General features: G+C 44.1%; 20 protein-coding genes. 3 read left to right on the top strand and 17 right to left on the bottom strand.

The window, feature by feature from the left end:
- Positions 1 to 155: 155 nt before the first annotated feature.
- From T426_RS25775 to T426_RS0111975, 10 genes are all read right to left on the bottom strand, one after another.
- Positions 156 to 305 (bottom strand): hypothetical protein, encoded by a 150-nt coding sequence (locus T426_RS25775; RefSeq protein ID WP_153637598.1) that lies wholly within the window; start codon positions 303 to 305, stop codon positions 156 to 158.
- 559 nt (positions 306 to 864) lie between these two features.
- On the bottom strand, positions 865 to 1749 hold the full coding sequence (locus tag T426_RS25150) for a class I SAM-dependent methyltransferase (RefSeq protein ID WP_025864050.1): 885 nt from the start codon (positions 1747 to 1749) through the stop codon (positions 865 to 867).
- Between the two features lie 94 nt (positions 1750 to 1843).
- Entirely contained in the window at positions 1844 to 2635 is a 792-nt protein-coding gene (locus tag T426_RS0112010) for an alpha/beta fold hydrolase (protein ID WP_153637599.1), read from the bottom strand.
- 97 nt (positions 2636 to 2732) lie between these two features.
- Positions 2733 to 3800, bottom strand: coding sequence for a PAS domain-containing sensor histidine kinase (locus T426_RS0112005; protein ID WP_025864051.1), 1068 nt, complete (start codon positions 3798 to 3800; stop codon positions 2733 to 2735).
- A 157-nt stretch (positions 3801 to 3957) separates the two neighbouring features.
- Positions 3958 to 4407 (bottom strand): YybH family protein, encoded by a 450-nt coding sequence (locus T426_RS25145; RefSeq protein WP_025864052.1) that lies wholly within the window; start codon positions 4405 to 4407, stop codon positions 3958 to 3960.
- Positions 4408 to 4463: 56 nt separating this feature from the next.
- Positions 4464 to 4844, bottom strand: a complete 381-nt coding sequence (locus T426_RS0111995) for a PH domain-containing protein (protein ID WP_025864053.1) — start codon at positions 4842 to 4844, stop codon at positions 4464 to 4466.
- Between the two features lie 97 nt (positions 4845 to 4941).
- Positions 4942 to 5457, bottom strand: coding sequence for a GNAT family N-acetyltransferase (locus T426_RS0111990; protein WP_025864054.1), 516 nt, complete (start codon positions 5455 to 5457; stop codon positions 4942 to 4944).
- Between the two features lie 14 nt (positions 5458 to 5471).
- On the bottom strand, positions 5472 to 5954 hold the full coding sequence (locus tag T426_RS0111985; RefSeq protein WP_036984387.1) for a hypothetical protein: 483 nt from the start codon (positions 5952 to 5954) through the stop codon (positions 5472 to 5474).
- A gap of 25 nt (positions 5955 to 5979) precedes the next feature.
- Positions 5980 to 6339: a nuclear transport factor 2 family protein gene (locus T426_RS0111980; protein WP_025864056.1), complete on the bottom strand. Its 360-nt coding sequence runs from the start codon at positions 6337 to 6339 to the stop codon at positions 5980 to 5982.
- Between the two features lie 54 nt (positions 6340 to 6393).
- Positions 6394 to 7158: a cyclase family protein gene (locus T426_RS0111975; RefSeq protein ID WP_027585756.1), complete on the bottom strand. Its 765-nt coding sequence runs from the start codon at positions 7156 to 7158 to the stop codon at positions 6394 to 6396.
- A gap of 134 nt (positions 7159 to 7292) precedes the next feature.
- Between T426_RS0111975 and T426_RS0111970 the strand changes: the two genes are divergently transcribed.
- Both T426_RS0111970 and T426_RS0111965 read left to right on the top strand, forming a co-directional pair.
- Positions 7293 to 8117, top strand: a complete 825-nt coding sequence (locus tag T426_RS0111970) for a zinc metalloprotease (protein ID WP_025864057.1) — start codon at positions 7293 to 7295, stop codon at positions 8115 to 8117.
- A 118-nt stretch (positions 8118 to 8235) separates the two neighbouring features.
- Positions 8236 to 9342 (top strand): Gfo/Idh/MocA family protein, encoded by a 1107-nt coding sequence (locus T426_RS0111965; RefSeq protein ID WP_036984388.1) that lies wholly within the window; start codon positions 8236 to 8238, stop codon positions 9340 to 9342.
- Between the two features lie 25 nt (positions 9343 to 9367).
- Here T426_RS0111965 and T426_RS0111960 read toward each other — a convergent pair whose 3' ends face one another.
- Entirely contained in the window at positions 9368 to 9694 is a 327-nt protein-coding gene (locus T426_RS0111960) for a hypothetical protein (RefSeq protein WP_025864059.1), read from the bottom strand.
- A 281-nt stretch (positions 9695 to 9975) separates the two neighbouring features.
- On the opposite strand from T426_RS0111960, the gene T426_RS0111955 reads away from it, so the two are divergent.
- Complete coding sequence (locus T426_RS0111955) at positions 9976 to 12606, top strand: glycosyl hydrolase 2 galactose-binding domain-containing protein (RefSeq protein WP_051538735.1); 2631 nt, start codon at positions 9976 to 9978, stop codon at positions 12604 to 12606.
- 122 nt (positions 12607 to 12728) lie between these two features.
- On the opposite strand, the gene T426_RS23565 is transcribed toward T426_RS0111955, so the two are convergent.
- The 6 genes from T426_RS23565 to T426_RS23555 all read right to left on the bottom strand — a co-directional run bounded on the left by T426_RS23565 (position 12729) and on the right by T426_RS23555 (position 19515).
- Positions 12729 to 14699 (bottom strand): polysaccharide biosynthesis protein, encoded by a 1971-nt coding sequence (locus T426_RS23565; RefSeq protein ID WP_051568984.1) that lies wholly within the window; start codon positions 14697 to 14699, stop codon positions 12729 to 12731.
- A 126-nt stretch (positions 14700 to 14825) separates the two neighbouring features.
- Complete coding sequence (locus T426_RS23560) at positions 14826 to 16019, bottom strand: aminotransferase class I/II-fold pyridoxal phosphate-dependent enzyme (RefSeq protein ID WP_025864062.1); 1194 nt, start codon at positions 16017 to 16019, stop codon at positions 14826 to 14828.
- A gap of 18 nt (positions 16020 to 16037) precedes the next feature.
- Complete coding sequence (locus T426_RS0111940) at positions 16038 to 16655, bottom strand: hypothetical protein (RefSeq protein ID WP_025864063.1); 618 nt, start codon at positions 16653 to 16655, stop codon at positions 16038 to 16040.
- A gap of 13 nt (positions 16656 to 16668) precedes the next feature.
- The gene (locus T426_RS0111935; protein WP_025864064.1) at positions 16669 to 17784 is read right to left on the bottom strand and encodes a lipid II:glycine glycyltransferase FemX; all 1116 of its coding nucleotides are present in this window, start codon (positions 17782 to 17784) and stop codon (positions 16669 to 16671) included.
- On the bottom strand, positions 17781 to 18389 hold the full coding sequence (locus tag T426_RS0111930) for a sugar transferase (RefSeq protein WP_025864065.1): 609 nt from the start codon (positions 18387 to 18389) through the stop codon (positions 17781 to 17783). Before T426_RS0111930 ends, T426_RS0111935 begins: the two co-directional genes overlap by 4 nt.
- Positions 18358 to 19515, bottom strand: coding sequence for a glycosyltransferase family 4 protein (locus T426_RS23555; protein WP_025864066.1), 1158 nt, complete (start codon positions 19513 to 19515; stop codon positions 18358 to 18360). The genes T426_RS0111930 and T426_RS23555 overlap by 32 nt, the downstream gene beginning before the upstream one ends.
- Positions 19516 to 19551 lie beyond the last annotated feature (36 nt).

Raw genomic sequence — 19551 nt, 5'->3', positions numbered from 1 at the left:
TTTTGGAATTTTTATAAATGTATTTGTTTTTTCTAAAATTTCCAAATTTTACAAGAATTAGGAGATTTTATTTGGATTAACCACAACTAGTTTATATGTCTACTAAAACTACCATATATTTCCCATGCGGGAGTGTTATGTGTACCTATGGTATCTTACATTGCAAGATCATCAAAGGGATTTTTAATACGTTGCCATCCTTGATGGCTGACATCGGTATAAATTTCGGTCGTTCCACCTGATTCATCTTCAGATTCGGGGTGACGATGGCTACTTCTTCGTTCGATTTGGGGGTCGGTTTTCATTTTGTTGGTTCATTTCCTCCTTCCAAGATATAAAAATCTCTCAAGAACTCATTTTCAGATGTATCAAAGTAACTCATTTCAGACTATCAAAATTTCCGTTCGCATACCAGATCCGTACGTTCATCAAAAAATTCCACACGTTCATCAAAAAAATCGGGATAATTATCATTTTTGATTTATATTAAGTATACAAAAAGATACAGACAGTTTTTTTTAGTTGACGGAGAGAAATGAAAAAGAAGGGCATTGAAACATAATCGAGTTCATTGTTCGAAACAGATCATACCGGTTTCGGAACAGTTAAAAATACGGGAGGAGGAGAATAACATAGCGGCTATTTTTATTTGGTTAATTACTATTGTGTTAAGGTCGCCGAAAGCCGCCGGGCTCATGTTCCGGCGGCTTTTTTACATTCTCTGGCGCTCATTAGCCTGATAATTTCGTCTAAGCAAGACTTCGCATTTTTTACCTTGCTCAGCGATTTTCGGATAAATATCCGGACTTGTTCGTCAGGTAATCCTGCTAACATCGATGGAGTCCGAGTCGAAATCTTGTTGAATTATATGAGCCGCTTTATTACGGTTACCCGAAACCCGGAATTACCCGCCTGACGGGTGGTCACCTGGTATTCGTCGGCCGAAAGGTATTGCTCCACGAAAGGTAAATCGGGCGCATAATGAAATGAGCCTCCGGGTTTCAGCGAACGGAGAATCTCCATATACTTCTGTGCATATGCTACGAATTCTCCGTCTTCCCGCAGGTGGTGATGCTGAAAGTGATTGGAAAAACCCAGGTGGCTGATAATTGTTCCCCATTGCTTTTCTCCGTAAGAAAAAGTAAACCAGTCTGACATTAGTACATTCTCATTTTTTGATGGAAACCGGTCAAAACCCGTTGCGTCGATTCCTTTCTCACGCAGATAAGTTACCAGTGGGGCATCTTTACCGCAACCAATGTCCAGGACCGGCTCTTTGAGTTGCGACACCTTGAGTTGCAGAATTTCGATTTGCATTTCGGCCCGGTAAGCGAAACAGGGAACATCTTCTACTTTCATCGTATGGTTGTTATAAATCTTTTCCGCGAAAGCGTTGGTTTCCCTTAACCATTGCATTATATTTTCATAATGGTTCTGAGCGATGGTTTTAACCGGCGTTGTTTTTTCCCTGAAGCTGGAGAGTAAATGGCTGTAAATGGCTTTTAATTTTTCCCGGGCGGCCGCGTCGAAATAGTAATACTGGTTGATCCGGTAAAATGTTTGCAATACTTTGTCAACGGTATATTCAATAAGAACTTGCTCTTCGTTTTTGCTAAGCTCTTCAATCCGCCCAATCGCGTTGATGGTTTCTTCGATGAAGTGGAACGAAGGCGGATTTCCGCTGGAGAACAGGTTCCGGTCCTGGTTCGATGCAATTTGCTTGTCAATGCTTTCCCGAAATTTGTTCATGGATGAGAGTTTAGCTAATTCGGTGACGAATGCGATGCAGGGCAATCCTAAAAATAAGACTTTCTGGCGTGAATTACCTGTTTGTCAAATGGTTTTATTTCCGGAAAAACCGCTCCACCGTTTCGTTGAACTGCTTTGGATGCTGGATGCAAACGCCATGGTTCGAATGGGGGAAGATGCACAATTCCGCTTTTGGAATGGCTTTGAATATGCCAATGGTGTGGCACGGTTTGATGATGTCGTGATCGCCGGCCATAACGAGCGTCGAACATTGGATGGTATGGAGACTTTCGTCAGAAATATGAGGCTGATACAGCATCATCTTGTTCAGGGCAATAGCTGTCGGAGTTGCTGTCTTATCGTGCTCCACAAAATTCCTCATGGCAACAATATCCCGGTAGGGAACTGCGGTAGAATCAGGAACGGTATTGGCACCTGAAATGGCCAGCTTTTTCACCTTGTCGGGATGTTCAATAGCGAGCAACAGGCCATCGATACCACCGTCGCTCCAACCCAGCACATAGGCCGAATCGACGTGCAACTGATTCAGCAAGGCATTGAAGTCGGAAACCATCAGCCGGTAGGAGATAGTGTCGGGAGAACCGCCCGATTTCCCTTGCAAACGACTATCAATGGCAATCACCTGGTAATGTTTTTCGAAGAAAGGAATCTGGTTCCGGAACGCATTGATGGAGCCTCCGTTGCCATGGAGCATGACTAATGGCTCACCACTTCCGTATGTTTCGTAATAGAGCCGGATACCGTTCACGTTAGCATAGTGGCCGGCTTTGGGATTGTTGCCGTAATCCATCTTTTCCGGCTGTGCTTTTGCTCCGGTGATGAAGAAAAGGAATACCAGAATCAAGCTCGTTGCTTTGTTCATCATCTTATCTCTTTGTGTTTATACTGCCCTGACGCAAGCCGGCGGGCACAACCGATAAAATTAAACTAATTTCAGGTATTTGATGAGCCTGGATATATGATTAGGCCTTGAACGACATGGTGAAAGTAGTTCCTCTGTTGGGCTCACTTACCACCTCGATTTTTCCGCCCAAACTGGTAATGTGATTGTGTACCAGGTAAAGTCCGATGCCTTTGCTGTCTTTGTGATGGTGAAATTTCTGGTGCAAACCGAAAATTTTGTCATTTACTTTTTCCATGTCGAATCCCATGCCATTATCACTGAATATCAGTAGATCTCTTCCATCTGCTTTTTCTGAACGTATCTGAATGATTGGATGCTCATCGGACCTGGCGTATTTAATCGAATTCGTTATCAAATTCAGGAATATACTTTCCATATATGCCCGGTTAAACCGGATGGTATCCAAGGTTGAAAAGTCTGCATGAATAAATGTTCCGGAGGTCTCGACTAATGATTGGATCGATTTACGCACTTTGTTCAGTGTTTCGCTCAAATTCACTTCTTCCAAACGGGAATGTGCCTGATGTTTTTCGCTTAAAGCATCGACATAATTATCCAACGATTCTTTCAGGTATTCACCCGATAATTTTAAGATCTTAACTAACTCGATTGCCTCTTCGTCGGTAAACTTCGAGATATCAAGCATATCGAGTACCGCCAGTACATTGTTGACGGGCGCTCGCAAATCGTGTGAGGTGGTGTAAGTTAGCTGTTTTAAATCCTTATTGGAGGTGGATAATTGGGAGAGCAAAGCGCTTCGATCGGCTTCCAGTTGTTTTTTGTGCGTGATGTTTTTAGCTATAGCGAAAATTAATTGCTCATCCTCTATTGGATAGGAAGTCCATGATAACCATACAATTTCACCGCTTTTGGTTTTATACCTGTTTTCAAAATGAAGAAGTGGTTTTGCCCTGGTAAGCTCCTCCCGTGCCTTATTGGTAGCACGCTTATCAGCACAATATACAAAGTCATTAATTGGGCGGGAATATAACTCTTCCATGCTGTATCCCAGTAGTTTTGAAACGGCTGGATTTATTTTCTTGAAATATCCGTCATATCCTGCAATGCACAACAAGTCGGGTGACAAATCGAAATAAAGTTCATAATTAAAATTCGTACCGTTCATCTCTGTTGAATGAGTTGTAAATCGATTTGCTGTTATTCTATTTCATCTACAGTAATAGTCGTTTGTGGCTTTTTCCTGTGTCTATTTTGAACGGAGAAAACGAACAAAAGTTGTTGTAGAGAAGTAATTATCAATCAAAGGAGGATAAACTCTTTATCTAGTCCCAAACAAATCGCCACGAACCATCTGCCTGGCGTTTCCAAACGGTGTGGAAAATTCCTTCTGATGTTTTCGTTCCGCCGAGGGAGTCGGTGACCGTATATTGGTAAGTGCCGTAGGTATAACCCAAATCGCCTGATTTGGAAACATCCACAAAGTCAGGTTTCCAGGTGAGGCTTACTTTTTCTGAAGGAGTCGTCTGTTGGGAATAAAAAGCTCTTAATGCTTGTTTGCCTTTGATTAATTGGTTATTGCGTAATAGAACCGCATCCTCGGCAGCGTAGGTGAGAAATGCCTTCGGAATTCCTTCCTTTTGTGCCATTTCAGCGAATGCTTGTTCGGTTTGTCTTATTTCGGTTTTCCACTGTTCTATTTGCCTTTCTGTTCCTGTTTTGCACGAGGTCAGGACGAGAAGGGATATAAGAAAGGCAGGAATGAGTTTCTGCATATCGTTTGGATTTGAAGTGACGGATGAACTTGAGAATAAACAGGTTAAAAAATAAATTATTTCAGCACGTATGACGCCAGCACATGATGTACATCGTACACATTCACCGTTTTATTGAATTGCTTTTTGATGCTGGGAGTTTGCTCGCCGGAAACCCAAATCTTTAATTCGGCATCCAGGTCAAAAGTATCTGTCGCTTCGATGCTGAATTTAGAGATGCTCTTATAAGCAATTGATTTGTATTCGATTTTGTTACCCGTCAGACCTTGCTTGTCGATCAGAATCAGTCTCTTTGTGGTGAAGATGAACACGTCTTTGTATAAATTGAATCCAAGCTCGACTCCTTCGCCTTCAATGAGAAGTTTCCCGTACTTTTTGAATAGTTCTTCGGGATTTACAGTTCCTGCATTACCCAAGAGCGATGAAAATAGTCCCATATCATTTTATTTATTGGTTCAGCATTGCCTGTTTAAGGTACTCAAATATCTGAATGCAATCAACCAAACCTTTTGCTTTGAGACTTGATAGCGAAGTTTATTTGAACCTCAGGCGAAAGCCAAATACCGGAAGCTCTTCCTGCATGAAATCCAAATCTTCCGAGCGTTTAAAACCAAGTTCTTCGTACATTTTCCAGGCAACCTGCATGGCTTTGGTCGAATGAATAATTACTTGCGCCTGCTTTAACTCTTTGGCTTTTCGAATGCATTCGTTGGTCAGAAGTTTACCAATGCCTTGTTTTCTGAAGGCGGGCGCAACAGCCAGTAGTCTGAAGCCGGATGCATTTTTCTCCTGCGTTGCAGTGCCACCCGAACCATAGTATTGCATGTCGCTGAAATACACTACGCCACCGGCTATTTTGCCTTCCGGCGAAACGGCCACGATAAGTTCTGTATTCGGCTTTTTTGTTAGTTCCCCGATACCGGCCAGTAGCTTGTAATATTCGGGTTGTTCCGATTGTTTCGGAAATCCTTCCAGCTGCGAGTAAACTTCTACCATGAGTTGGCCTAGCTCTTCAAACTCTTCCGGTTTGGCATTGCGGATGGTATACATACACTGACTGTGTTTTAAATAATGCTTTGAATCTTTTTCAAAAATATTGAACGGTGTTTCATTATTTGGTTATACTCTACAGTTGCCTGGATAAGTGCGAAGATGATGAACAGTCCACCAAGGTAATAAGCATATACGAGCATGAGTATTCCCAACACAAGCAATATTGTGGCATTAAATACTTTCACCCATAAATTGCTAATGTAAAACTGTAGATTTAAGTCGTTGTTCTTATCTACTTGCCCGACGAATTTCAATATAATTCTCTTACCTAAAAAAGATTTTCCTGCGTCGTAGATTACAAAATTTCCAGATTCTATCTCGCCAATGTAGTCGGAATCCGTAAACGTTTTATTAAACCGATAATCATCCGGATTAATAGAGAAATCTGCAATTTCCTGAATTTTGGAAAGAAATTCTACAGGGTTTGTTATATGTAATTTTTTAAGTTTCATTTGAGCCGGTAAATTTATCATTTGACGTAATGCAAAACTCATCTGCTGAGATGAGAATGGTTATCTACTACTCGGTTGGAATGGGCAAATGATGCTGTCGAAGGAATGACAATTTGTCCCAGTAGCCACGTTGGAACTTGATTTTTCCATCGATAACCTGAAAGAACCCGCAACCTCTTAGTCCCAGTGGATCTTTCCATTCGAGAATGGCCCATTCGCCGTCTTCAAACAGGTTTTCGATAATACAAACCATCTCTGCAGCAGCAAACTCATTTGCAAACATGTCCCGGATAGCATTCTTCCCGATTACCGGCTCATTGGCTACCTGGTGATTGATGGCATCATCGTGATAGAGTTCGGCGATCTTGCCGGCATCTCCCGCGTTGAAAATCGTTACCCACAGTTGTATCAGTTCCTTTGGTCGCATTTTTCCGTTTATTGGTTGATTGTTACTTGGACTACGAAGATAGAGTAATTCTATTTATTGCTCCAGCATAGCCACAACGCGGGCGGGTGCTGCGGATGCTCCAACAATTTTCAATGGAAAAACGGCAACTTTAAATCCGGAATAGGGTAGTGCTCCTAAATTGACCAGCTGTTCCATGTGGTAGTATTCCTTGTCTTTCCCGACCAGGTGGGCTTCCCAGAATAATTCTGAATTTCCCGATGCTTTGGCTTTTTTAATCATATGAGGCAGAGGTAGATCCCATCCCCACGAGTCGATTCCCATTACTTTGATGCCTTGCTCGATAAGCCATTCAGTGGCTTCGGCGCTCATGCCCGTTCCTATTTTGTGAAAATTCTTAGTCCCGTTGAACTTGTCCCGTCCGGTTTTTATCAGGACGATCATGCCTTCTTTGATTTCCAGATGGTGTTCGGCTAAAAAGCCGGTGATATCTTCTACGGTAATGGGATCAAAATCGGCTTTGTGCTCCATATCGATGACCAATCCATCGCCATAGCACAACTCCAACGGCATCTCATCGATGGTTTTGGCTGGTTTGCCTGCAACTGTTGGCGCATAGTGCCAGGGCGCATCAATATGAGTGGTCGCATGAACGCCCATTTTTGTTATGGTATCATCCGCCCATCCGGTAAAACCTTTCGGGAACAGTTTAAAAGGCAGCCCCAGTAACCGGATCAGCCATCTCGCTTTCCCGTGTGGTTTATGTTTGACCTTTACCTTCATAAACCAGGGATCGTTCGGATTATACTGAATGGGTTTGGAGAGATCGATTATCTGCATATCATGTCTGCTTTTGGTTATTTCCGGTCTTTGATGTTCGAAAATAAACATTTTCTTGTTATCTAAATTCCTCACCGAAACAATTTTAATGCATACCCGTTTACTAATCCAGACAGATAAAATTAAAATACAACATGCGTAAATTTGCTCTTAACCCACACCGCCGGAAATTTGTGCCCGGTCTGTTTTTGCTGGTAGTTCTTTTGGTCTTGAATGCGTGTTCTTCTGACAATTCGAATGCGCCTTCAACTTCCGTCAATCCGTTTGCTCCAACCGATGGTTCCTTTAATCATAATTTGGGGCCAGGAGCTTCAGCACACGACTTTTTGGCTTCGGATACATATACCCAGCTGGTTGTCGAAATTCAATATATGGATGGTTACAAACCGACACCTGATGCTGTTTCGCAACTGAAAACATTTCTGGGAAACCGCTTGAATAAGCCTTCCGGAATTTCATTTATCTACACACAAATTGCACCCGGAGGAAAAAGTACGTACACGCTGGATGACATAGCGAAGATGGAGGAGAACAATCGTACGGAATTTACAGACGGACGGAAACTGGCTGCTTATTTTTTGTTTCTCGATGGCGGTTATACCGACGATACGGACAAATCGAAGGTGTTGGGTGTCACGTATCGCAATACATCAGTCGCTATATTTGAAAAGACGATTCAGTCGTTAACTGATCAGCCAACGGAACCGCAACGATATGTTCTGGAAGCAACTGTTTATGAGCACGAGTTCGGGCATGTGCTGGGATTGGTGAATAATGGTTCGCCGATGCAAACCGATCACGAGGATGCGTCTCACCCACATCATTGCGACAATTCGAATTGTCTGATGAACTGGCAGGTCGAAAGCGGTGGTGTTGTGGGGAATTTGTTCGGAACCAATCCAATTCCGACGCTCGATCAAAATTGTTTAGACGATTTGAAGGCAAACGGCGGTAAATAACCGGATTGTAGTTTTTAATTGAAAATAATGCCTGGTTATGCCTGGCATTTTTTATTGAGATAACCGTCTCTTTTCGTACATTTCGGTTACTGTTATTTGACCACCTAACCACTAAGCTATGAACCGAAAACTGATATCTGTTATTCTGATCATTCTTACACTAATGGTAAATCAAAGTTCTGCACAGGAGCAAAATAAATCGCATGTAAAATTAGGCATTGCCGGCCTTACTCACGGACACGTGGGATGGATTCTGGATGCCATGAAAAAAGGCGATGTAGAAGTGGTGGGGATTGCCGAAAGCAACCGGGAAGTAGCGGAACGGTATGCGAAGCAGTACGGTTTCCCGATGAGCTTGGTCTACCCGACGCTGGAGGAAATGGTTGCAAAAACAAAGCCGGAGGGCGTAACTGCTTTCGGACCGATATTCGACCATTTGCACGTCGTGGAAGTATGTGCGCCGCTGCACATTGATGTCATGGTTGAGAAGCCCTTGGCCGTGAATGGTGAACATGCGCAAAAGATGGCTCGTTTGGCTCGTGAAAACGGAATCAAGTTGGTTACCGATTATGAGACGACCTGGTATCCGACCAATCATCTGGCTTATCAGATGGCGGTGGATGAAAAGAAATTGGGCGAAATTCGCAAAGTAATTGTTTGTGATGGTCATCAGGGACCGAAGGAAATTAACGTGCAGCCGGAGTTTCTGGCCTGGCTGACCGATCCGAAACAGAATGGCGGCGGAGCCGTGGTTGATTTTGGATGCTATGGGGCCAATCTCATTACCTGGTTAATGCAGAATCAAAAACCGCTTACGGTATCGGCCACGCTGCAAACCATGAAGCCGGATGTTTATCGCAAAGTGGACGATGAAGCAACCATCATCTTAACTTATCCGGGTACGCAGGGAATTATTCAGGCTTCGTGGAACTGGCCTTTCAGCCGGAAGGATATGCAGATTTTTGGCCGTACAGGTGAGCTTTTTGCTGCCAGCCGACATGAAATAGATTATCGGTTAGCCGGAGAAGATAAAGAAACGAAGAAGGAATTGCCTGAACGTTTGGCACCTTACAATGATCCGTTTGCCTGGTTCGAAGCCGTGATAAGAGGTGATATCATCGTCAGTCCCACCGATCTTTCATCGTTGGAAAATAACCTGATTGTGGTTGAGATTCTGGATGCAGCTCGCGAAAGCGCCAGTACCGGAAAAGTTGTCCATTTGTAGGGCACCGACTAATATGTAGTTTATTTCAATCTCCTTCAGGAGTTTCACCAAGTGTCTTGCGAAGATTGATAAGAGTCGTATTATCAAAAGGTTGGTATGTCTGTTCAAAAGGCTCTTCGCAAACGGCCCGGTAGATTGATAGGGTACGGTCATCCTGCGTATCGAAATGGGTGATTCCGCATATCAACTGGAGCATCTCTTCCCGGCTGGCTCCTGTTTCCGATGCCAAAATGATTTCGCGCAGCAGGCTTCCGGCAGACGAAACATTCAATGATTCTCCTCCAATTGTCAACATCCTGTTTATAACCAAATTGACTTGTTCCTCCTGAAGATGAAGTTGCTGTTTTTTCATAGGTTACCTTTGTTATTCCAGTTTACTCTTCTTTTTGCACATGCGCCTCAAATATACACCCCTTTCGGGGGAAGACAAATATGTTGTATTACATATTGAAATTCTGTTATTTGTATTGCTTAAAAAATCGGAATAACATGACGGCAGTTATGCCCTTGGTTTGTATTGCATTCCTGTTGATTCGAGAAGCAATTACTTTTTAAATTTTATTCGGTTTTACGGTTGATTCCATATTTTGTGACGGTGAATTTTATCCATTTGTACGCTTAAACTAACCAATTATGAGGAGAACGTATTTCCTGCTTATTTTCTTGTGTTTCAATTTGATTAATTTGGTTTCTGCGAAAGCTCAGTCTCATGAAATCGAATTGGATAAGGATTGGACGGCTAAACGAAAAGCGGATGTCCAGGTCGACGGTACAATGATTACTTCGGCGGGATACCAGCACACTGGCTGGATAAAGGCGGTGGTTCCGGGAACGGTACTCACAACTCTTTTGCATAACAAACTGATACCTGACCCGTTTTTCGGATTGAATAACAATGAAATTCCGGATATCCATGACGTTGGACGTGGGTATTACACCTACTGGTTTTATACCGAAATTCCTGAATTGGCCGTGAAGAAAGGAGAGCAGGTCTGGCTCAAATTCAGGGGAATCAATTATGCTGCCAATGTTTTCCTGAACGGGAAACGAGTAAATCAGGATACACATGAAGGAATGTTTCTGCGGGAGAAATACAACATCACCGGTCTTTATCATCCGGGTGAAGTCAATCGACTTGCTGTACTGGTAGAGCCTCCTTTGCCGGAAGGCGATGCATCGCGTGGACAGGGAGGTGACGGAACCATTGCCCGTAATGTGACGATGCAATGTACCGCTGGTTGGGATTGGATTTGCCCTATGCGTGATCGCAATACCGGCATTTGGGATAAGGTGAGTGTGGAAGTTACGGGCCCGGTTGATGTACGAAGTCCTCATGTCGTTACTCGCGTTCCCGGAAGGCGGATGCCGGGGTCAAAGCAGGAACCTGCTTTTGTGAAGGTTTCTTCGGAATTGGAAAATGCTACAGGTGATAAGCAAACCGGTGTATTGCAGGTTGCTTTTAACGGGAAGACCTATTCCCGCAAGGTAACGCTTCAGCCATACCAGAAAACGGAAGTTGGTCTGGATGAAATAAAGGTAACCGACCCGAACTTGTGGTGGCCGAATGGAATGGGAAAGCATCCGCTTTATACCTTGAGAGTTTCATTTGTGGAAGATGGTCAGGTTTCAGATGAACAGGCAGTAAATTTTGGTATCCGGGAAACCGGCAGCTATTTTAACGAGAAGATTGGAGCGAGAGTATTTCTGGTGAACGGTCAAAAAGTGTTTATCAAAGGAGGAAATTGGATCGCTTCGGATGCGATGCTGCGTTTGTCGAAGGAGCGGTACAATGCGGAAGTTCGCATGCATGCGGAGATGAACATGAACATGATTCGGGTTTGGGGCGGTTCCATTACCGAACGGCCCGAATTCTATGATGCCTGTGATAAGTATGGTTTGTTGGTGTGGCAGGAGTTTTGGGTTACCGGCGATTGTAACGGACGCTGGCCCGATCCGCTGAAGAAGGAATCACAGGCTCGCCGGCATGCTTATCCGGATGATCATTCGCTCTTCCTGAAATCAGCTGAAGACCAGATTAAGATGTTGAGAAATCATCCGAGCCTTTATCTATGGTGCGGTGGAAATGAGTATACGCCGGCTGCTGATATTAATACCGCATTGCGGGATGATGTAATTCCCAAAACGGATGGTACCCGGCTTTACCTGGAAGAGTCAACCGGAATGCAGCTGATGCAAAATAAGATTGGTGGAAATGGCGACGGTCCCTATGGTATTTTGGAACCAGATTGGATATTTAAAACAAAATCTTACCCGTTCAATCCGGAAATTGGTTCAATAGGGATGGCGAATATCGAATCGTTGAGGAAATTTATTCCGGCCAATGATTTGGTTTCGCCGAAAGGCAACTGGATTCCTGAGTCATGGCGTTACCACAAATACATTCCGTTGCACGATTTTCCGGCCCGATATGGTGAAGTGAAGGACATCAACGATTTCTGCCGAAAGGCACAATTGGTGAGTTACGAGCAATATCGTGCCCTACAGGAAGGATTTAACTTCCGGATGTGGAGAGATTACACCGGCATGCTGGTTTGGAAAAATCAAAATCCCTGGACGGCGTTGCGGGGTTTTTTCTACGACTATTATCTCGATTATACAGGCGGATATTTTGGTTACAAAGAAGCGGCTGAACCAGTCCATATTCAGCTGAATCTGAATGATTCAGCGGTGTGTGTTGTGAATCAGACGCCTTTTGCAAGGTCTGGCTTGACAGCAATCACTACACTTTATTCTATTCATGGAAAGAAGTTGAGTGAGCAAATTGTAAAAACGGATGCAGATGCTAATTCGGTCTCGATGTTGGGAAAAGTAACATTGCCCGATGACAATCCGGATGAGGTTTACTTTTTGCGGTTGACATTGAAAGATATAGATGGTCAGCAAGTTGATGAAAACCTTTATTGGCTGTCGAAAGAGCCCAAATCATACGCACAATTGAACCAATTGAAACCGGTATCTATAACAATGGAACCGAGAAAAACAGATGACGGAAGATACAGCGTTCGCATTGCTAATCCAGGTAAGGAGACAGCCTTTTTTATTCGCTTGAAAGTGATGGATGAGAAAACAAGTGAGTTGGTATTGCCTGTCTTCTTCAATGAAAATTATTTCACTTTATTACCAGGAGAGGAGAGAGAAGTCGTTCTGGACTTGAGCCAGCATTTTGGTCACGTAAATATGGAACAGGTGAGACTGGCAGCGGAAGGCTGGAATGTTCCGGAAGAGAAAATTAGTTTGCCCTAATTAATCATGATATAAAAATATCCGGAATGCAGATTGGGAGACTGCATTCCGGATGCCAGACAACGAAATTGGTTTTAGGATGTATTTGGGAAGAAAAGTGGTGTCGGGGTTGAGAGCTATTTTTAGGAAATGGATATTCTTTTTTTAGTTCTTTTTTTACTTCCGTTCAAACGTGGAGCTGCTGGTTGTTGCTCGTCAAATTTGGTGAATCGTGAATTCTGGGAAATGAATTCAGGAACCAAAGCTTTCATCCGGCTTACCAGTTTTTCTTCATCTTCCAACTGGACGGAGGCAAGTAGTTGCCTGATGCTTTGGTTCACTTCATCGTACTGGTATTTTCGTACCTCTGCTATCATGATTTTGGGATGATGAGTAGGTAGTGTGGTTTCTTTGTTGGCAAGGAGCTCTTCGTACAGTTTTTCTCCTGGTCGTAATCCCGTGAATTTTATGGCAATATCTTCTTCGGGAATGAAACCGGATAGCGAAATCATTTTTTTCGCCAGATCGTAAATCTTCACCGGTTCGCCCATGTCGAATACATAGATTTCGCCGCCACGACCCATAAATCCGGCTTCGAGAACCAATTGGCAAGCTTCGGGGATGGTCATGAAAAACCGCGTGATGTCGGGATGTGTGACAGTTACCGGACCGCCATCTTCGATTTGTTTCTGGAAGAGTGGAACAACGGAACCATTGGAACCAAGAACATTCCCAAAACGGGTTGTGATAAACTGAGTAGTGACGCCTTCTTTCTGCGATAAAGCTTGTACATATATCTCGCAAATGCGCTTCGAGGCTCCCATCACATTGGTTGGGTTGACGGCTTTGTCGGTCGACAGCATCACAAACTTTTTCACCTTGAATTGAACAGACAAATCGGCCAGCAACAAAGCTCCTCCAATATTGACCCGGATGGCTTCATAAGGATGCGCTTCCATCAGTGGAACATGCTTGTATGCTGCGGCATTAAAGACAATGTCGGGCTGGTATTTTTCGAAAACCTTGTATAGCCGGAAAGGATCACGCACATCTCCGATGATGAGTTCGAACGAAATCTTCGGGAATTTGGTTTTCAATTCATTTTGCAGATTATATAACGGTGTTTCGGCTTGATCATACAGAATGGCATGGCGGATGTCGAAAGTCATCAACTGGCGAACAATTTCTGAGCCGATCGATCCAGCTGCACCGGTTATCAGAATAATCGAGTCTTTAAGTCCTTCCTTGATTTTTTCTGTCTCCAGATGAATAGTTTCCCGGCTAAGCAAATCGGCAATCATCACGTTCCGAATCTGTTTGGAGTTCAGCTGGCCATTCATCCACTCCTTTACGGCTGGTATTTGCTTTAGCTGAACATTGTTTTCCAGGCACATTTCCAGTAATTCTTTTTTTCGGGTTGGTGAAATGTTGGGCTGATTGATGGAAATGATAACTTCCTGGACACGTTCTGCTTTAATTACCCGCTGAAAAGCTTGTCTCGTTGAGTATATCGGAATATCGTTCAGTCTCTTTCCGTTAAGACTCCGTTTATCGTCGATAAATCCGACTACTTTGTAACCGGAAATCCGGTCTCCTTCCAGTACTTTTAGCGTGATTAACCCTAATTCTCCTGCACCAAAAAGCATGACACTTTTAAGTGGGCGGGTCGGAATAAAACAGTATTGATAGGTTTCCTTGATGAGCAGCCTGCTGCCGACCAGAAGAACTGTGGTGGCGAAGAAGTGGATGAGTATAACAGAGTAGGGAATAACAAGAAACTCAGTACGAGGTGAGGTCCGTGCTGTCAATGACAAGAGGAGAAGGCTCATGGCGCCTGTTGACATAGCCATCACGAGTTTAACAGTATCCTGGATGGTTGTGTGCCTGATGATACCGCTAAAGGAACCATAAAAGAGGAAGACGCTGATGTAGACCGGTAAGGCGATTAAAAAATGACTCGTTGCCCGATGCAGATCAATTTGGGCAGGTTCAAGGTTGAACCTGAGCAGATAGGCCAGAATGAAGCTGATTCCGGTAACAAACAGGTCCATAGCCAGTACCATTCCTCGTGGAACGATATGGCGGATTAGGAATTTTTGGAGCAGGTGAAGCATGGCAAATTTATGTGGCAGGTTTAGGCTATTGGGGGTGTATTCCTATATCCTTGAGGGGAAGTGTGGGTGTTTTTATATAGCGACTGTTCGTCGTCGGTTCAAGTGAGTGCTTTCATGGTAAAGGGGTTATGTTTCTTTTATTGATTCGGAATCCGTTTGATGTTTCAGCGTGTGACGTGTTTCTCTCTGGTTGAATATACGCATGATTGCTTCGGCAATGCGTAAACGGTCGGCACTGCTTAGGTTTGAACCACTTGGAAGGCATTGTCCCTTGCGGAATAGTTGCTCGGATGTTCCGTTTCCATAAAATGGATATCTTCGGAAAATCGGTTGCAGATGCATAGGCTTCCAGAGAGGCCGAGATTCGATGTTTTCAATCGCAAGGCCGCGTCGAAGCATTTCGCAGGTAATACCTCCGGTTTGTCTGTCATCGACAGTAATGGCTGTTAGCCAGTAGTTGGAGAAAAAGCGGTCATCCGGTTCTTCTTGGAAAGATATTCCCGGTATGCCGGAAAATAGTTCCCGATAAAATAGTTGGTTCTTTCGTCGCTGAACAACCCGTTGGTCGATGACTTCCATTTGTCCGAGGCCAAGGCCGGCGGTAATGTTGCTCATGCGGTAATTATACCCTATAACACTGTGCTGATAGTGAGGAGCCGGATCGCGTGCTTGCGTAGAAAGATAGCGTGCTTTAGCCGTCAATTTCTGATCGTTGGCCAGCAGTGCACCACCTCCTGAAGTGGTGATGATTTTATTTCCATTGAACGAAAGAACGCCCATTTGTCCAATTGAACCGAGTGCCCGGCCATTGTAACGGCTTCCCAGCGCTTCGGCGGCATCTTCTATCACGGGAATCTGGTAGTAATTGGCAATTTCCATTATCTCCTGCATTTTACTGGGCATGCCATAAACATGAACCGGAATAATGGCCTTGGGTTTTTTCCCTCTTTTGATGCGTGCTTTAATGGCTGTCTCCAGCCATTCGGGACTCATGTTCCAGGTTTTGGGTTCACTGTCAACCAAAATGGGATGGGCTCCTTGGTAAATAATCGGATTGATGGTAGCGGCAAATGTCAGAGAGGAGGCGATAACTTCGTCTTCCTTGTGAACTCCCAGAATGACGAGAGCCAGGTGTAACGCTGCAGTGCCGGAACTTAGTACTGCAGCGTCCTGTACCTGATTGTAGCGGGCCAGTACCTGTTCAAATGCATCGACATTTGGGCCCAGTGGAGCCACCCAGTTGGTTTCAATTGCCTCTAAAATATAAGTCAATTCGTTGCCTCCCAGGTGTGGCGATGATAGCCAGATTTTTTTCTTCATGGCGTTTAGGTGGTGAGGTTATATGTGTGATGAGATTGGTTCTTTTTGCTGGTCCGGTTCCGTTACTTGCTTCTCGTCGGTTACCGGGGCTTCAATCTTGTCTACCCAGGCTTCTTTCCAAAAGAAAAAGCAGTTGCGGTCACAAGGACTTTTATAGCCAGGCATCTTGCCGGAACAGTGCAACCCTTCCAGCAAAATGGTCGACCTCATTTTCCGCATTTTGTAGTTAGTCTCATCGAGGAAATACTCTACCCGTTTAACTACTTTGGTCTCTACGTCGCAATACTGCCACATTTCGGGCATGACGACGCATCCTTCCAGTTTGTTGTTTGCGTCAACGGTTTTTAGGATTTCTTCTTTCGATTTAATTCGAACCCAATCGCCCTGTTTTAGTGGGCCGGTAGGTTTTTTGATAATTTGAGGAGCTGGTTCAGCAATTAATTTGGGGCTTGCCGCTGCTCCGGAATAATGGGTTCGGAGTCCCAGAAAATATTTGACTTTGCGGAAGTACAAATAGAATTTGATTTTCCGTAAGAATGCTACGATGGCTAAGTTGATTCGCAACCCGATGGGGTCTTTGGCAAACATCTCCTCGGCATGTGCAAACTGACAATTTTTATCTCTTTCTGTTTCCATACGACGATCGGTTTTATAGTGCAGATGAATAGGTAGGTGAGTGGAATCGAATATTCCGGTATTCCGGAAAATATTCGGTATGTTGTATATCCAGTTTGTTTTGCTGAATATGGATTTTTTTCAGATGGGATAATTCCTTGTATACATCGGGCAAATGGATCTTCTTTCCCGTATAAAAGGATACGGTTTCTTTCGCAAATTTTGTTTTCATTTTCAGCAAACTGTCTTCCGGTGAGGCCGAACGGCCTCCGCCCAAAATGAAATACCGGTAACCCTGCTTGCCAGCCCATACCGATGCTTCATGGAAAAGGGCCATCATAGGTGATAAATGAAGATAGGCTGTGTCTGTCCCGGCAAGGTGCGCATTTGCGAAGGCACCACCGGTAATTACCATAATTGAGGCAATGATTTTTTTGTCGAGATGGGCATGAAAGAAGGTGATGTTTCCGTCGAGTAATCTCATCATGCTATCGAAGTATTCTCTGGAAAAGTAGTAGTATCCCGATGCCTCGTTTCGCGACATGGTTTCGGTGTAGAGCGGGTAAAATGCATCGATGGCTTTTGGTGAGGTATCCCTCTCGATGATAACGCCTTCTTTGGCACTTTTCCGGATACGATTACGGCACTTCCGGTCAAAATCGCTCCACATTTCTTCTTCTGGTTTGGCAATATCAATCGCAACGACCTGGTTGTATAAACTGACATTCATTCCGGTGTCGCAACCTTCCTGTGTTTTTAGCCAGGGATGGAAGCGGACAAACTCCGATACAATGTGTTGGTCCTGACAGTACTGATGAAAGACTTTGAGGAAATCGTCCATGGGAATCGTGCAGGCATCGCTTTTTAGATAGCCTCCGTAACCATACGGAGATACAATATCGTAATACGTTTCTCTGAGGTGGGAGAACAGACTTAAGTTGTTGATTCTTCTTTTCAGAAAGGGGAAGAGAACGTAATCATTGTCATCTTTTTGATAAACAAAGCATGTTGCTTCGCCTTCGTCGTTTGCTTCGCTGACTAATGCGTATTGAGGATAGAAGCAGATGTCGCAGTCGGTTATGTTTGCGCATAATTGTTGCCATTCCCAAAATTCTGCTTCGATTCCGGCTTTTAATGTTTTACAAATCATGTGGTGGTTCCTTTAAAATATTCCATTCTTTCACGGTGAGGGGCGTATATATCTTCTCTTTTGAATACTTTACAAATGGTGATGTATAAGATCTTCATATCGAGGAGGAAGGAAAGGTTGTCGACATAGTATACGTCGTACTCAAATTTCTCTTCCCAGCTGATGCCGTTGCGTCCGTTTACTTGTGCCCAACCGGTAATGCCGGGCTTAACTTCATGGCGTCTTGCTTGTTTGGCATTGTATAAGGGCAGGTATTGTTTTAGCAAAGGTCTGGGCCCAATCAGACTGAGCTCGCCTTTTAGAACATTAACCAACTGAGGAATTTCGTCAAGAGACGTGTTTCGCAGGAAATTTCCTGTTCGGGTTACCCTTAAATGGTCAGCCAGTAATTCACCGTTGTTATTCCGTTTGTTGTTCATGGTTCTGAACTTGTACAAGCGGAAGAGTTTCCCATCCTTGCCAGGGCGTTCCTGTGTAAAAAGAGGATTTCCCCGGGTGCTTATTGTCAACCAGATAACAAGGATGAGAAAGACCGGGCTTAGCAGGATTATTCCGGCGAAAGCCAATACAAAATCAAGCAAAGGTTTGAACAGATACCGGTACATGCAATTCTAAATCCATGTATTCAAGGAGCACTTTGTTTACCTCGGTTACTTCAAAAACATCCACTGCCATCTGACGGCTTTTTTCACCCATGGTTTTAACTTCATCCGGATGTTCTATCAGGTATATCATGGCATCAGCCAGGCTTTGTACATCGCGTGGCTTGACTAACAGCCCGTTTTGTCCGTGTTTGACCGTGTTGCGGCAGCCAATCGCATCGGTGGTAATAATGGGGCGACCGGTGGCCATCGCTTCCATGATGGATCGCGGAATTCCTTCACGGTAGTAGGATGGAAGCACAAAAGCCGTCGATTCCTTCAGGTAGGGCCTGACATCGCTGGTTGTTCCACGGTAGTGAAAAAGACCTTCCTTTTCCCAATTCTGAATTTCGTCGGGAGTAATGGCGTCATCGCAACTGAGATCGTACCCACCAAGCAGATCGAATTCTACGGAAGGAAATTTCGTTTTGACAATGCGGGCGGCATCAGCATAAATGGCGATGCCTTTCGATCGGAGAAGTCGGGAAACAAGCAGGAAACGGAATGTTCCCCAAGGAAATGGCTCTTTTGTAAAATGTCGGGTATTGACGCCAGAACCCATGGTCACCTGAGCAATGGCCGGTGAATTAATGTATTCCTTTTTCAGGAAGAACGCTACATCTTCGTAATTCTGGAAGAATAACCCGTTGATATTTTTCAAACTCATCCGATAGAGAATGTCGATAATGCGCAGTGTCAGTTTTTTGGGATGAAGCTCGTCTTCGTTGGCAATGTATCCTAGTCCCGATATGATAGAGTACCGTTTCAGATTTTTGAAAAACCGCCCCGCCAGATTGCCGTAAATGACCGGCTTAATGGTATAGGAAAGCAAGTAATCCGGTTTTTCTTTGATCAGAATTCGGAGTAGCGAAAAAAAGAACAGGATATCTTTGATGGGATTCCGGCCGTTTTTGCTGAAGGCTAGCGGATAATATTTAATACCTAACCGGGAGAGTTCTCTTCGAACGATTGGTAGTTCAGGCGGGGCTGCAGCAACGATATTGAATCCCCGGTTGCGGAATTCTAAAATTAACTCCTTCCTGAAATTAATGAGAGAAAAATCGTTGCTGGCAATAATCACAATCTTCATTTTAGTTTGTTTTATCGGGTCAGTTGTTTCACCGGT

This window comes from Prolixibacter bellariivorans ATCC BAA-1284 (assembly GCF_000621705.1).
In the GTDB taxonomy this organism is placed as follows: Bacteria; Bacteroidota; Bacteroidia; order Bacteroidales; family Prolixibacteraceae; genus Prolixibacter; species Prolixibacter bellariivorans.
This window is presented reverse-complemented; position numbering and strand designations above follow the sequence as displayed.